We start from the raw sequence: 15,749 nt of genomic DNA, 5'->3' as shown, positions 1-15,749 counted from the left end.
TTTACGAAGCGTCCTATTTCATTTATTTCTTGTGAACATTTGATATTTTTTAAGTATCACGAAGACTAGCTTCGTGTGCACTTTCATCAAACGTCCACACTTATCGACTGTGAATTTTTAAAGAACTGGGCCAGCGCCGAGCGTCGGTACTGCTTGCTGAGAAGCGTTGTGTTCATCAGCGAAGAGGCAAGAGTATGAAGCGTTTAGATCGTTTCGTCAACCCCTTCTTTTTTTCCCCGTTCAACTCAGCGCTGGGCGCCTTGTTTTGCGAGGGGGGGCGAACTATAGCAAGCCAACCCCATTGCCGTCCAGTCTTATTTGAAGCTGGCACTTCATTTGCTTTGAACAGTAAAGCAACGCATAAAAGAAGAGCTTTTGCTCACATTTTGCACAGGTGCTACATTATGGAACACCTAGGCATACAAAACAGAGCCGATCACGGCCGCCGGAGACAACGAGACCATTATGGAATACCAGACTGCTCCAGATATGAACAGCTCGCGCCTAAGCATGGCGTGGGCCGACAATATGCCACGGATAATTGAAACTTCTCACACGCGCTCGCAACAATACGGTTTGCGCCGCGAGTCGGCGCCAGATTACTCACCACTGGCCCGCAACGATCTCTCACTATTAATAGAACAGAACCGGCTGCTGCACGCCCATGCCGTACCGGCCATGGAAACGCTGTACCAGCAGATCGTCAACACCCACAATATGGTTATCCTCACGGATGCCCAGGGTGTCATCGTGCACTCGCTGGGCGATGATGACTTTCTGGAGAAAGCTAGCCGCGTCGCCCTGCAGCCCGGCGTAGCATGGTCCGAGCAAAGTCGCGGCACCAATGCCATCGGCACGGCGATAGCCGAAGGTACACCGGCACTGGTGCACGCCGACCAGCACTACCTGTCCGCCAACCACTTCCTCACCTGCTCGGCCGCGCCCATCGCCGACCATCTGGGCAATGTGATCGGGGTGCTTGATGTTTCGGGCGACCAGCGCAGCTATCACAAACACACCATGGCACTGGTGCGCATGTCGGCACTGATGATAGAGAATCAGCTGTTCTCGGCCGCTTTCGAAGATGCCATTACCATACGCTTCCACGCCCGCCCCGAATTTATCGGCACGCTGATGGAAGGTATTGCCTCATTCAGTCCGGGTGGCCGCTTCCTTGCCGCCAACCGCAATGGTCTGTTCCAGCTGGGCTTATCTACGGCCGCGCTGCAGTCGCATACCTTCAGCTCCCTGTTCGGTCTTCCCGTCTCGGCGCTGTTTGACCACTACCGCACGGCCTCGCCCGGCCTGCTCAATCTGTGCATGCATAATGGCGTGAGTGTCTTTGGCCGCGCCCAGCTGCGCCTGTCGAATAGCGTATTCCAGCAGTCGCTCACTTCGGACCGCGCAACTCCGGCTACCGCGCCAGCACCCATGTCGGCCAGTCAGGCCGCCAGCACAGCGCGCCGCCTATCCGGCCTGCGCTATCTGCGCACGGGCGACCAGCAGCTGGAGCTGGTGATCGAAAAGGTCACGCGGGTACTGGGCAAAGACATCCCCATCATGATCATGGGCGAGACGGGCACCGGCAAAGAGCTGCTGGCCCAGGCCATTCATAATGATTCGCCGCGCGCCATGAGCCCCTTCGTGGCGGTGAACTGCGCCTCCATTCCGGAGACGCTGATCGAATCCGAACTATTCGGCTACGAAGACGGCGCGTTCACAGGCGCACGCAAGAAAGGGGCGATCGGTAAAATCCTGCAGGCCAACGGCGGTACCCTGTTCCTCGACGAGATAGGCGATATGCCTTTCAGCCTGCAGGCCCGCCTGCTGCGCGTACTACAGGAACGCATGGTCACCCCGCTGGGCAGCGACAAGTCCATCCCCGTGAACGTAGAGCTGATCTGCGCCACCAATCACAACCTGCGCGACCGCATCGCCAAAGGCCTGTTCCGTGAAGACCTGTACTACCGCCTGAACGGGCTGGTCGTCAAACTGCCACCGCTGCGCGAACGCACCGATCTGGAAACCGTCGTCAAGAAAATTCTGGCGACCGAATCCAATAACGGCCGTTATCACGTTTCCGCCGAAATCCTGCAGCTGTTCCGCCAGCACCGCTGGCCCGGCAACTTCCGCCAGCTCACCAATCTGCTGCGTACGGCCATCGTCATGGCAGGTGATGAGCATGAAATCTGCCTGCGCCATATGCCCGACGACTTCCTCGACGACATCGAGCTGGCGGCTACCCAACTGGCGGCACCGGATCCGGCGCAGATGGTGGCCAGTGGCGCCAACCTGGAAGAAATGGAGCAGTCCGTGATACTCAAGTCGCTGGAAGCCCATGGCGGCAATGTCTCGGCGACGGCACGCGCACTGGGTGTATCGCGCAACACCATCTATCGCAAAGTGCCCAACCTGAAGTAAGCCGCATCAGACCTCGGCGGGGAAGCCCGCCGAGCAGCGGCTATGCCCCTGCTTATCGATCACCAGCAAATCCACCGCCGGCATACGTGCGGCCAGCGCCTGCGCGCGTTCCCAGCCCATCACCATGAACGCGGTCGACAGTCCATCCGCCAGCATGGCATTGGGCGCCAATACCGTGACGCTGGCCAGTTCCGGCGGCGAATCACCCAGCGCCGGATCGAAAATATGGTGGTGCCGGAAGTCCGGCGTAAAGCGGCATTCGTAGTCACCCGAGGTGGCAACACTGCAGCCCTGCGCCCGCAGAGTAGTCGCCAGCCGGCCTTCGTCACGGGGATCGCGCACGCCCAGCATCCATGGGCGCTGCTGGCCGCGCTGGCCGCGGACGATGAACTCTCCCGTATCGAGCAGCGCATCGCGTATGCCGTACTTCTGTATTGCCGCTAGCGCCTGATCCGCCGCATAGCCTTGCGCCAGCCCGTTCAGCGTAAGCGCCATACCGGAGCGGCGGAAGCGGACAGACCCCGGCTGGATTTCCAGATTGCGCCAATCGACCAGCGCGCGGGCCCGCCCGATCGCGGCAGTATCCGGCAAGCCGCCCTGACCAGCTGCCTGCGAATACAGCAGCCACAATGGCTGCACCGTCACATCGAAAGCTCCCTCCGTCAGTTGTGACAACTGAGCGCCCTGCCGCAGCACCTGCAGCAGGCGTTGATCGGGATGATTGATGTGCCCATCGCGATTAAGCTGATATACCTGACTTTCGGGCCGGTAGATATTCATCAGACTATCGATCTCCTGCGCTGCGCGCAAACCATCGCTGATAGCACGCGCAGCCAGCTCCGCATCCGTATGCACCACGGAGATCGAGATGGTAGTACCGAAGGCCAGCGCCGCCCCCGTATGCAGCTTAGCCCCATGAGGCCACACGCAACCGGCTACACCGGCAATGCTACCGACCGCGCTGGCAATAAAAGTACGACGTCTCATATGTTCTCCCCGCCTTTCATGACAGGCTGTATCGGAATGACTGTGGCGCGCTTCAGTTCCAGCATGCGCGGCGCACATTTTTGCTCGCTCTGATAAATCACCACACAATCCATGCACTGGAAGCACTCGTCATATTCGACATGGCCCGCAGGAGTGATGGCCTGATAGTCGCAACGATGGCGACAGGTCTGGCAAGGCGTACCGCATTCGCTACGGCGCGGTATCCAGCTCAGCCAGCGCAGCTTGCCCAGCAGCGCCAGCGCGCCGCCGAAAGGACACAGATAGCGGCAGTAGAACTTGTAGATCACACCACTAAGCATCAGCAACACTACGGCATACAGCACATATGGCAGACTACGCACGAAGTTCAGCGTGATGGCCGTCTTGAACGGTTCCAGCTCCACCAGCCGGTCGGTCCATTCGGCGGCAAAGCAAGCGCTTCCCAGTATCAGCGCCAGAAGCACGTATTTGACGCGTTTGAGTCGCCTATCCACCCGCGTACGTAACCGTATCTGCGGCACCCGCAGCTTGCGCGCCAGCTGATGACTGAATTCCTGCAGCGCCCCGAAGGGACAGAGCCAGCCACAGAACGTGCCGCGCCCCCACAGCACCAGCGACAGCGCCACAAAGCCCCACAGCAAAACCGTCATGGGATCGAATAGCAGGAACTCGAGGCTGCGCCCCGCCATTAGTGCCTGTATGGCGCCCGTCAGATTCACTATCGAGAGCTGGCCCTGAGCGTAGTAACCGATGAAGCCCACGGTGTAGCACAGATAGAAGCGGCGCATCCAGACAAAATGGCGCGCATTGCTGGTCAGGCGACGCTGCATCAGCAATGCGCCTGCAAGTACCAGCAGGCCAGCCACCAGCAACGCCAGCTCGCTCTGGCGGGCCCGCCATATACCCTGCCATGACTTGCTGCTGGCCTGTGCCGGAATCAGCAAGCGCGATGGCAGCTGATAGGACAGGCCTAGCTCGCGCGTGATCCGCTCCGGATAGACTATCCCCTTGCTGCGCGTAATCGGCAACGCAAATTCCAGCACTGCCGCCGGGTCCAGCCCCGCCTGTGCTATCACCCGCAGCACCGTAACACTCTCGAATGCTGGTACGCCCTGCGCAAAGCGCATATCGAGATCGAGGTCACGCATATCGATAGGCAGCTTTTCCTGCCTCAACAGCAGCCGATCCGGCACGCTGCCCGGTACGAAATCTTCGCCGGTAATGCTGTAGCGCCCCGACGACATGATCAGCAGAGCGTGGTCGCCTGCTTCCAGACGCCCCTGCAATTTGCGCCAGCCAGCTTCGTTCAGCAGATTACGCCCTATCGAAGGCACCGAAACATAGGCCAGATAGAGATCGATAAACAGTTCGTCCGGCCGGCTGGCAGCCTCGCCATCGAGGCCGGCGCCGGCACTACCGGCAAACAGCTTCTCCACCGCCCGATTGCTGACGCGCAGGTGCTGCACCAGCCCGTCGTCACACAGCTGCTGCCAAGTGCGCTGCTCGAATACATCGGTGCGCACCTGTGCAATCTGGTCGGGATCACGGGCTGCGCCAAAGCCCAGCTTCTTGCGCGACACCTTCAGCGCCGCTGCCAGTACGCTCTGATTGATGATGCGCACCGAAGCCGTGGCCTTGGACACACCATCGATATGGGCATTCGCCGCATCACTGCGGGCGCCACTGCGTGTGCTCTGCGCTATGCTGATGTTCTGCTTGAGCGAAAGGTCTTTGTACTGCTGCACAAACTGCAGCAGCGGCGCTTCGCCCAGACCATCAAGAAAAACCGGCTCATGCTGGGATAGTACCTGCACACCGATAAACACGCCTTTAGGGTCGATCGCCACCATCAGGTTGAGCGGCACGCCGGAAAACCCCGGTATCGGCGCCAGATCAATAGACTCGAACACATAGCCTACCAGCTCGGTCGCCGTGGCGTTCTGCTTGAACAGTGGCCAAACGGGCAGCTCCGCATCGCGCTCACCAACGATCAGCGGTGCCGGAAAGCGCCGTACCAGCTCGGCGCGCGTGAGTACGCCGGCCTGCGCCGGTACCGCAGCGCAGAACGCTGCCACACACAGACACAGTCCGGCGAACAGCGCGCGCCATTCCGGCACGCGCAAGCCCAGTAAGGCAGAACGCATCAGAAGAAGATGATGCCGCCGAAGGAAGCACCATTCATCTTCGCTTCGCCACCACTGAAGCCTTTCGAGCGGGTCTGACCAACTTCACCCACCAGCGTGATCACCTTGTTGAGCGAGTAGTACGCGCCCAGCGTCAGATTGGCATTCGACTTCAGGCCGCCCGTGCCAGCCGTATTCGCATCGTTACGGCTAATGCCATAGCTGACACCCACTTTAACTTTCTCAGTTGCCTTGTAGGTGCTCTGCACGAAATACGCCTTGGTCTTGGTATTACCCTGATCCGCATCGGACAGTATGCCGAGGCCAGTGCCACTCTGTACATTGGCAAGCAAGCCCAGGTCACCGGCCTGATACGAGGCGCCCAGCTCCATGGCCGACATGGTGAAGTCCTTCACGCCAGTGGCAGAAGCAGAGAACTTCTGCGATTTGCCGCCTACCCAGGCTTTCAGTCCATCCGCAGCAAAGGTCAGCTGCGCCTGTACCTGAGGGCTGGATTTGGCCGAATAGACAGGGGCCGCAACGATAGGTGTGTCAGCGACAGGGCTGACCACCGCAGCGTCGAAGCCCACACCGCTGGAAGATTTAGGCGCGCTATAGGCGATCTGACCATAGTAGCCCACATAGCTGTAGCCGGCACCGATGTGGCCCAGCGTCACACGGCCACGCTGGGTAGCCTGTACCGGCGCGCCCGAGCCGATCAGCGTCATGTCGGAGAAGATGGCGTTGGCACCGAAGATGCCGTTATCGCGGCCCAGCTTCACCGTACCCATTTCCGCATTACCGAAAGTGAAATAGGCCTGACGCACATCGACGCCGGAGTTGGCAGCAATCGCGCTGTCCGTTGCCGTCGCGTTGTAGATCCCGATCAGCGCCTTGACATCGAAATCGCCCTGTCGGGAGGTAGCCGAAGTCACCAGACCATTAGGCAGCAGACCATTACCGATGGTGGTGCGATTGCTCTCGCCACCACAACCCAGCCCTTTGCCACCCAGCGCCAGACCGCCCACTGCATCACCGCTGCACGACACTTGCGTGTAGTAGGCATTGACGATGCCGCCCAGCGCCACGTTCCAGTCACCTGCCTTGAAATCGACAGCCTGTGCGGCCTGAGTACCTGCAACAGCCAATGCGCCCAGCGCGATTACTTTTTTCATTTATGTCTCCCGATATTTTTGGAATGGTTATCTACATCAAGCGATGTACACGGGATAGGGCAATTTGCGTGCCCAGTGCTCTCCAGAGGGAGCGCACACAAAGCGTCTGCAGCGGCTGTGCAGTTACGGATCAGCGGCGCTGCACACTGTTCAGAATTTGATCGCTGCCCTTTCTAGTTACAGCCTTGCTTGTGCAGCACTCGCGCAAAAAAAACGGCGGCCGAAGCCGCCGTAAAACGTACCCGAGACTACGGACTACTTGGAGGACAACTTAAATACCCATACTGAACCACCCTGCTCGAGGAAGTTGACTTTCTTCGCCACTTCGCCACCCCACAGCGGTACTGCGCCCCCCCAGCCCGAGACGACTGCGACGTACTGCGTATCGCCATCCTGCCAGGTCACAGGAGGTGCAACCACACCGGAACCGGTCTGGAACTTCCACAGCTCTTTACCCGTCTTCGCATCGAGCGCTTTCAGGAAGCCTTCCGGCGTACCGTAGAACACCAGATTACCGGCAGTGCTCATCACACCACCCCACAGTGGCGCGTTGTTCTTGACTTCCCAAACGATCTTGCCGGACTTAGGATCAACTGCACGCAGCGCGCCGATGTAATCGTCAAACAGCGGGCGGATGGTAAAGCCTGCACCCAGATAGGCGCCGCCTTTCTTATAGCTGATAGGCTCATTCCAGATATCCATGCCCCATTCATTTGCTGGCACATAGAACAAGCCTGTCTGCTGGCTGTATGCCATCGGCATCTGGTTCTTCGCGCCGAGGAAGGCAGGTGCTGCGAACACCGTGCTACCTTTCTTGCCCTCTTCGCCCTTGGTAGGATCACCTGGACGATTCGAAGGGATGAAGTTAGGACGGCCGGTTTTCAGATCGATGCTGGAAGCCCAGGTGATTTTCTTCACGAACGGGAAAGCGTTCTGCAGCTTGCCGCTGTTCGCATCGATCACATAGAAGAAGCCGTTACGGTCAGCCTTACCGCCATAGCGCTTGCCATCCATATCGAAGGTGACGAATTCATTCGCACCGTCGAAGTCCCACGAATCGTTCGGGGTGTTCTGGTATGCCCATTTGATCTGCCCAGTCTTCACATCCAGCGCCACGGTGGATGACGAGTACAGATTGTCGCCGGGACGCAGGTGGCTATTCCACGGTGCAGGATTGCCGGTGCCGAAGTAGGCCAGCCCTGTTTTCGAATCATAGGTGCCGCCCATCCAGGTCGAAGCGCCGCCAGTCTTCCACAGCTCGCCCGGCCATGTCTTGTTCAGCGTACCCGAGATACCGTTCTCGATGGCCTTGCCGTCCTTGTCGTAACGGTAGCCCATATGGCCTTCGACCGTCGGACGGGTCCACAGCAGTTCGCCGGTCAGCGGATTGCGCGCTTCCACGCGGCCCACGATACCGAACTCGCCGCCCGATACTCCCGTCAGCAGCACGCCGTCAGCGATCAGCGGCGCGGCCGTCATCGAGTAGCCGGCAGCGTAATCATCGACCTTCTCTTTCCAGACCACCTTACCGGTGTCCTGATTGAGTGCCACCAGTTGCGCATCGAGCGTACCGAAGATCACCAGATTGCCGAACAGGGCGGCACCACGGTTCACCACATCGCAGCAAGGCATGATGCCATCTGGCAGACGGTGTTCGTACTTCCACAGTTTCTGCCCCGTCTTCATATCGATCGCGAAAATACGCGAGTACGAGGCGGTGACGAACATTTTGCCGTTATGGATAACCGGCTGCGATTCCTGACCGCGCTGTTTTTCGCCGCCGAACGAGAACGACCATGCCGGCACCAGCTTCGCCACGTTCTTGCTATTCACCTGCGTCAGCGGCGAGTAGCGCTGACCTTCCGAACCGAGACCGAACGACAGCACGCTGCTGGTGTTGGTTGCGGCATTCTTGAGCATGGCCGAGCTAACCTCGGTGCCATGGGCCAGCGACAGGAAGGACATCCCCGCCAGCGATGCGATGACAATTTTCTGCACTTTTATCTCCGGATTTTATGGTTGTAGTGTGCTGCTATGCTGCCGAGCCGAGTACTGCCAGCTCTTCGTCGCTGAACAGGCGCGAGCGGGTAATAAACCGCAGGCCGGTTCCGTTATCGAGCGAGAACATGCCGCCGTTCCCCGCGACGACGTCGATAATCAGTTGGGTGTGCTCCCAGTATTCGAACTGCTCGCGCCCCATGTAGAACGCGGCGCCGTCCAGTTGGCCGAGATAGACATCGGTATCGCTGATGTCGAACTCGCCCAGCGGGTAGCACATCGGCGTGCTGCCATCACAGCAGCCGCCGGACTGGAAGAACATCACCGGCCCGTGCTGGCGACGCAACGCTGCGATCAGATCGAGTGCGGCAGGCGTGGCCGTAACACGGGCGATGATGTGATCCATGATTAGAAGAAGCCCAGTGCGTTCGGGTTGTAGCTCACCAGCAGGTTCTTGGTTTGCTGGTAGTGGTCGAGCATCATCTTGTGATTTTCACGACCGATACCCGATTGCTTGTAGCCGCCGAAGGCTGCGTGGGCTGGGTAGAGGTGGTAGCAGTTGGTCCACACGCGGCCAGCCTGAATAGCGCGGCCTACACGGAAGGCGCGGCTGCCGTCACGGGTCCACAGACCTGCACCCAGACCGTACAGGGTATCGTTGGCGATGCGCAGCGCGTCGGCTTCGTCCTTGAAGGTGGTCACCGATACCACCGGGCCAAAGATCTCTTCCTGGAAGATGCGCATGCTGTTATCGCCTTTGAAGACGGTAGGACGCACGTAGTAGCCGCCGCCCAGATCACCGCCCTGCACATTGCGTTCGCCGCCAGCCAGCAGCTGCGCACCTTCCTGCTTGCCGATGTCCATGTAGGACAGGATTTTTTCCAGCTGCTCGTGCGATGCCTGGGCGCCGATCATGGTGCTCGAATCGAGCGGGTTGCCCTGCTTGATGGCGGCCACACGTTTGAGTGCGCGCTCGATGAATTTCTCGTAGATGGATTCCTGGATCAGCACGCGCGATGGGCAGGTGCAGACTTCGCCCTGATTTAGCGCGAACATGGCGAAACCTTCCAGGCACTTGTCGAAGAAGGCGTCGTCGGCATCCATCACGTCTTCGAAGAAGATGTTAGGCGATTTGCCGCCCAGTTCCAGCGTGACAGGAATAAGGTTCTGTGCTGCGTATTGCATGATCAGACGGCCAGTGCCGGTTTCGCCGGTGAAGGCGATCTTGGCGATGCGCTTGCTCGAAGCCAGCGGCTTGCCGGCTTCCAGACCGAAACCGTTGACGACGTTCAGTACGCCCGGTGGCAGCAGGTCGGCGATCACTTCCAGCAGCACCATGATCGAAGCAGGCGTCTGCTCGGCAGGTTTCAGCACGATGCAGTTACCGGCTGCCAGTGCAGGCGCCAGCTTCCAGACGGCCATCAGGATAGGGAAGTTCCAGGGGATGATCTGGCCCACCACGCCCAGCGGCTCGTGGAAGTGGTAAGCGTAGGTTTCGGAATCGATCTGGGCGACCGAACCTTCCTGCGAGCGGATGCAGCCGGCAAAGTAGCGGAAGTGATCGATGGCCAGCGGAATGTCGGCTGCCATGGTTTCGCGGATAGGCTTGCCGTTGTCGATGGTCTCCGCCGTGGCGATCAGCTGCAGATTGGCTTCCATGCGGTCGGCCATCTTGTTCAGGATGTTGGCACGCTCGGCCGGCGAGGTTTTGCCCCAGGCTTCTTTGGCAGCGTGCGCTGCGTCCAGTGCCAGTTCCACGTCTTCTGCGGTGGAACGGGCCACTTCGCAGAACGGCTGGCCGGTAATCGGGGTTACGTTGGCAAAGTACTCGCCTTTGACAGGAGCGACGAATTTGCCGCCGATGTAGTTGTCATAGCGTGCTTTGAAAGGATTAGCTACGCCCAGTTTGCTGATGTCTGCCAGATTCATGTCGTCCTCTTTCTGCTGTGGTTATGTAAGGCCGCGAAGTGCGGCGTTGGGTAGTGCACATCCTCCTTTTCGCAAACACCGTGCCAGCTCGCACTGCCACTGCTGCATTACTGCTACGGCCTAGGGAAAATGGGGGAAGCGGTCTGATTACAGGGGCCGGGCACTGTCACAGCTGTTCAGCTTTGGAACAGGTGTGACAGCACATGTAGCAGCAGTTCAGTGGATCACCACACCCCATGGCAGCTCGCCGACGCTGATGTCGCTACGCTTGGCGGCGCTGGCCGTATCGATTACGGAGACGCTATTGGCCCGCCCATTCGCCACATACAACTTGGCGCCGTCCGGCGTTAGCGCCATATTCCACGGGCGCTTGCCCACTGCCACCGTGGCGCTCACCTGCTGGGTCGCGGTATCGATCACCATCACCGTCGCATCGATGCCGTTCGAGACAAACACCTTCTCGCCCGAGGGATGGACCGCAATACCATTGGCGTTCTTGCCCGCCTGGATGCGGGCGATCTGCCTGAGCGTCGCCATCTCCACCACGTACACGGCGCTGGCCAGTTCGCAGGCGATATAGGCGCGGCTGCCATCAGGCGTAAATCCCATGCCGCGCGGGCGCAGGCCCACGGCCACACTACCGGTCTGGCGCCGTGCCGCCACGTCGATCACATCCACCTGTTCGGCCTCCTCTGCGCTGACCAGCAGCCAGCGCCCGTCAGGACTGAAGACGGCATGCTCGGGGTTCTTGCCGCGCACGGGAATATCGGCTACCACTCGCAACTGTTCGGTATCGACCAGCGCCACGCTGTTGCTCTCTTCCACCGCTACCGCCACCAGCCGGCCATCACGCGATATATTTACGCCCTCTGGTGATTTCCCCAGTGCGATGCGGCGCGCGGTCGCACCGCTGGCTGTATCGAGCACCAGCAGTTCGTTGGCGGCAGCATCCGTCACATACAGACGGACGCCAGCCGGATCGATGGCAATACCGCGCGGGCGCTTGCCGGCGGCGATCTGGCGCAGCACGGTATCGGTCGAAGTATCGATCACGCTGACATTGCCGGACTTCTCGTTCGGCACATAGGCCAGCGGTGCGGCCAGCGCGGGCATGGCCAGTGCAGTCAGCAGGGAAAGCAGAATGGGAGTTTTCACGGGTTCGCCTTTCGTCGTTCGCGCGCGGGATCGCGCGCGCATGCGACAGGTAGTGCAAACGCCGTGCCACCATGTTTCGGGACGGGCTGCAGGGATGGCAAACATATTGCTTATATGTCTGGTATAACACTCACCAGAACGGAGACCACATGAAACAGCTACACCGCCTCAACGCCATCGCCGCGCTCTTTGCGCTGGGCGGCGTTGCCTGCGCTGCCGATGAGGGCAGCGCGCCTATCGATTCAGTCGTCGTCAGTGCCACCCGCGTCGGCCACACGGTTTTCGACATGCCAGCCGCCATCGACGTGCTGGATGTGGCGCGCATCCGCGAAGCACAGGCCCGCGTCAATGCCTCGGAAGCGCTGGCCGCCGTACCGGGACTAGTAGCGCAGAACCGCCAGAATTATGCGCAGGACCTGCAGATATCCTCGCGCGGCTTTGGCGCCCGTTCCGCCTTTGGTGTGCGTGGTGTGCGTCTGATCGCTGACGGCATCCCTGCCAGCATGCCCGATGGTCAGGGCCAGGCCGCCACTTTCAATCTCGATCTGGCCGAGCGCATCGAAGTGCTGCGCGGCCCGTTCTCCGCCATCTATGGCAATCACTCGGGCGGCGTGATCCAGCTATTCACCCGTGATGGCGAGGGCGCCCCCAGCATCGAAACCACTTTGACGGCGGGCAGTTACGGCAGCCACAAACTAGACCTGAACGCGCAAGGCCAGCAAGGCGGTGTGGGCTACGTGCTCGATGCCTCGCGCTTTGAAACGGATGGCTACCGCGCCCACAGTGCAGCCAAGCGCGATCTGGCCGCAGCCAAATTGACGCTCAAGCCGCTCGACAATGCAGTGCTGACTATCGTCGCCAATGGTCTGCACCAGGGCGATACCCAGGATGCGCTGGGCGTTACCTGGACTACCTATCAGCGCGATCCCCGCGCAGGCGAAACCGACACCACGGATACCCAGACACCCAAGCGCACGCTGGCAGACCGCTATAACACCCGCAAGAGCATCGATCACCAGCAGATCGGCGCCAACTGGGAACAGCAGTTCGGTGCCGACCGTCTGCACCTGAGCGCCTATGGCGGCAACCGCCAGGTAATCCAGTATCAGGCCTTCTCCAAAGCGTTTCAGGCCCCTGCCAGCCATTCCGGCGGCGTGGTGGATTTCGACCGTAACTTCTATGGTGCGGATCTGAACTGGCTACACGTTGCGGGGCTGGCGGGCGGCACACTGAGCACGACCATCGGGCTGGAATATGGCCATTCTGGCGATGACCGGCGCGGCTACGAGAACTTCATCGGCACCACATTCGGCGTCAAAGGCGCGCTGCGCCGCTCGGAAGACGATAATGTCAGCAGCACCGAACCTTATGTGCAGGCCGAATGGCAATCCGGCCCTTGGCTGCTCAGTGCTGGCCTGCGCCACAGCAGCGTGCGCATTTCGGTGGACGATCACTATCTGGCCAATGGCAATGACAGCGGCGCACTCTCCTACAGCCACACTACGCCGGTAGCGGGCGTGCTGTACAAATTCACGCCTGCCCTGCATGCCTATGCCAGTGCAGCGCGCGGTTTTGAAACACCGACGCTCAATGAGCTGTTCTACTCCGGTACAGGTGCTGGCTTCAACTTCCGCCTGCAGGCGGCACACAGCAAACATCTGGAAACGGGGATCAAGCTACGCACCAGCGAAAGTACCCGCATCAATGCTGCCGTGTTCCAGATCCGCACGACCGATGAACTGGTGGTCGATAGCAGCAGTGGCGGCCGCACTAGCTACCGCAATGCGGGCCGCACCTTGCGTCAGGGGCTGGAGCTATCGCTCGATACTAACTGGCGTTATGGCCTGAGCAGCCATGTAGCTTTGACCAGCCTGCGTGCAGTATATGACCAGAGCTTTGGCGCAGTACTCAAAGGCAGTCGTTTGCCGGGAGTGCCGAATGCGAATGGCTATGCTGATCTGGCATGGAAGGACAACACGGGTCTGTTCAGTGCCGCAGTCGAGGCGCAGGCATCCAGCCGTATCTATGCGGACGATGCCAACGCCGACCAGGCGGCACCGGGCTATGCCACCCTGAATGCGCGCATCAGCAGCAACCAGCGCTGGCATGGCTGGCAGTTCAAACAGTTCGTCCGTCTGAATAATCTGCTCGATCGACAGTATGTAGGATCGGTGATCGTCGGCGATAGCAACAAGCGCTATTACGAGGCTGCGCCAACGCGCAACTGGCTGCTCGGTGCAAGCGCCCAGTATCAGTTCTAAGCAGTAGGCAAAAGAAAACGCCACCATAAAGGTGGCGTTATTCATTCGGGCGGCGTTATGTTGTAGCGCCCGCCCTGTGTCACTGCAATTCAGGGCAGCTGCTCGTGTACACCGTGACGTGCGAAGATCGCCTGCAGTTCACCGCTGGCACGTAGTTCATTCACCGCCTGCTGCAGCATACGCGCTACGTCCTGATCATCCTTACGCACGGCCATTCCCACTGCCCAGCCAGCACGCGGCAAACGCTGGAACGCCACCTCGTTCAGAGGAAATGCGGGATCGTCGCGGAACGCCGCTTCGATCTCCGAGCGATTTGCCAGCACCGCATCAAGCTCGCCTGCCTTCAGCGCCGCCAGTGCGTCACCAGCGCTCTCGAAGATGCGCACCTTGTCGCGGAAGCGGCCATTGCCTTCGCCCAGTAGCACCATGCCGGCAATCGAAACCTTCTCTACGCCGATGGTCTTACCAGCCAGCGAATCGACGCCATCGAAATCCGGCATCGTGCGGACGCTACGCACAAGTCGTACCGTCTCTACATGGTAGGGAGCGAAGATACTCACCTTGCCATTCTCATTCATCAGTTGCGGTTCCACCGGCACGTGCAGCAGCACATCGGCAGGACCATAACCTAGATAGTGGCCCTTCCACACCATATTGCGCAGGTCATCGCCAAGACTCTCTCCCGCCGGGAAAGGCAGCAACTTGAGCTTCAATCCCAGCTTGGCCGACAGTGCATTGGCCAGATCCACATCGATGCCGGTATTGCGGTCAGAGAAAGGCGCGAACTGTTCGTACACCGCTACTTTCAGCGTGCCGGACTGGTGGATCTTGTCCCAGTCCGCATGTGCCGGCAGCGCCACGCTGCCGCACAAACCTGCTGCCAGTACCACGCGCCCCAGCTTATGCAAAGTAGAGTTCAGCATGGCGGGCTCCGATTAGTTGCTAGCGTCGCGACGGGCTTCCAGATAGGTCTTGATGGCCCACATGGCTTCCTGATTGAACACGCCTTCGAACGGTGGCATGTAGACGGCACCGTTACGCACTTTGCCATTACGGATCGAAGTAAGGAAGTAGTTGTCGATCTCTTTGAAGCAGGCCTTCTTCTTGTTGTCGTTCTTGACGTCCACGCAGTCGCGGTCCAGCATACGCAGGTCAGGGGCGATGCCGCCGGTGACGGCCTCCAGACCATGGCAGCGAGCGCAGTTCTGGTTATAGGCCGACGCGCCTATCTTCAGCGCCAGTTTGTTACCACGGTAAGGATTCTGGTCAGCCCATTTGTCTCCGACAGGTGGCAGGCCGGTGGTGTCCACGGATTGCGGCACCACGTTACCGTGGGCAGAGGCATTTAGAGAGAGCAGTGCCGAGCTGGCGATGAGAGCGGCGGCGAAAGTGCGGATAGTGCTTTTCATGGTGAAGTCTCCTGACTGTTTTAAGAATAACAGTCATAGAGCAAACGCCGTGCCAAGCATTTTCCCCTATACCAGAGGAGCTGATTGCTCCAATCTGAAACAACTGTGACAGTCCCGCCGACTGTGATAGATCAATTTTTCACAGCTAAAAAGCAGGATATAAAGCAAAAAACCCCACCTTCGGCACTGAGCGCGATCTTGAGCGCGTTCAGGCAGATGGTGGGGTTTTTCTAATAACTAGCTTGACGATAACCTACTTTCACACTGGTTGCAGCACTATCATCGGCGCAG

General features: G+C 59.5%; 11 protein-coding genes. 2 read left to right on the top strand and 9 right to left on the bottom strand.

The window, feature by feature from the left end; all coding sequences use genetic code 11:
• The first annotated feature begins 465 nt into the window (after positions 1-465).
• Positions 466-2,421: a sigma-54-dependent Fis family transcriptional regulator gene (locus tag GTP23_RS22200; protein ID WP_229256246.1), complete on the top strand. Its 1,956-nt coding sequence runs from the start codon at positions 466-468 to the stop codon at positions 2,419-2,421.
• Positions 2,422-2,427: 6 nt separating this feature from the next.
• Here the strand turns inward: GTP23_RS22200 and GTP23_RS22195 are convergent, their stop codons facing one another.
• The 7 genes from GTP23_RS22195 to GTP23_RS22165 all read right to left on the bottom strand — a co-directional run bounded on the left by GTP23_RS22195 (position 2,428) and on the right by GTP23_RS22165 (position 11,788).
• Positions 2,428-3,408, bottom strand: coding sequence for an FAD:protein FMN transferase (locus GTP23_RS22195; RefSeq protein WP_161037133.1), 981 nt, complete (start codon positions 3,406-3,408; stop codon positions 2,428-2,430).
• Positions 3,405-5,552, bottom strand: a complete 2,148-nt coding sequence (locus tag GTP23_RS22190) for a 4Fe-4S binding protein (protein WP_161037132.1) — start codon at positions 5,550-5,552, stop codon at positions 3,405-3,407. Before GTP23_RS22190 ends, GTP23_RS22195 begins: the two co-directional genes overlap by 4 nt.
• Entirely contained in the window at positions 5,552-6,706 is a 1,155-nt protein-coding gene (locus GTP23_RS22185; RefSeq protein WP_161037131.1) for a porin family protein, read from the bottom strand. The genes GTP23_RS22190 and GTP23_RS22185 overlap by 1 nt, the downstream gene beginning before the upstream one ends.
• 255 nt (positions 6,707-6,961) lie before the next feature.
• Entirely contained in the window at positions 6,962-8,671 is a 1,710-nt protein-coding gene (locus tag GTP23_RS22180; protein WP_202412314.1) for a PQQ-dependent methanol/ethanol family dehydrogenase, read from the bottom strand.
• Positions 8,672-8,738: 67 nt separating this feature from the next.
• Positions 8,739-9,110, bottom strand: coding sequence for a DUF779 domain-containing protein (locus tag GTP23_RS22175; RefSeq protein WP_161037130.1), 372 nt, complete (start codon positions 9,108-9,110; stop codon positions 8,739-8,741).
• A 2-nt stretch (positions 9,111-9,112) separates the two neighbouring features.
• Complete coding sequence (adh, locus tag GTP23_RS22170) at positions 9,113-10,633, bottom strand: aldehyde dehydrogenase (RefSeq protein WP_155436862.1); 1,521 nt, start codon at positions 10,631-10,633, stop codon at positions 9,113-9,115.
• A gap of 216 nt (positions 10,634-10,849) precedes the next feature.
• Positions 10,850-11,788, bottom strand: a complete 939-nt coding sequence (locus GTP23_RS22165) for a beta-propeller fold lactonase family protein (protein ID WP_371866968.1) — start codon at positions 11,786-11,788, stop codon at positions 10,850-10,852.
• Between the two features lie 149 nt (positions 11,789-11,937).
• On the opposite strand from GTP23_RS22165, the gene GTP23_RS22160 reads away from it, so the two are divergent.
• The gene (locus GTP23_RS22160; protein ID WP_161037129.1) at positions 11,938-14,049 is read left to right on the top strand and encodes a TonB-dependent receptor family protein; all 2,112 of its coding nucleotides are present in this window, start codon (positions 11,938-11,940) and stop codon (positions 14,047-14,049) included.
• Positions 14,050-14,138: 89 nt separating this feature from the next.
• Here GTP23_RS22160 and GTP23_RS22155 read toward each other — a convergent pair whose 3' ends face one another.
• The gene (locus GTP23_RS22155) at positions 14,139-14,972 is read right to left on the bottom strand and encodes a substrate-binding periplasmic protein (RefSeq protein WP_161037128.1); all 834 of its coding nucleotides are present in this window, start codon (positions 14,970-14,972) and stop codon (positions 14,139-14,141) included.
• A gap of 12 nt (positions 14,973-14,984) precedes the next feature.
• Positions 14,985-15,458: a cytochrome c-550 PedF gene (pedF, locus tag GTP23_RS22150; RefSeq protein ID WP_161037127.1), complete on the bottom strand. Its 474-nt coding sequence runs from the start codon at positions 15,456-15,458 to the stop codon at positions 14,985-14,987.
• Positions 15,459-15,749 lie beyond the last annotated feature (291 nt).

This window comes from Duganella fentianensis, assembly GCF_009857835.1.
Classification (GTDB): Bacteria; Pseudomonadota; Gammaproteobacteria; order Burkholderiales; family Burkholderiaceae_D; genus Rugamonas; species Rugamonas fentianensis.
The sequence above is the reverse complement of the archived record's forward strand: the minus strand, read 5'-3'. Positions and strand labels throughout refer to the sequence as shown.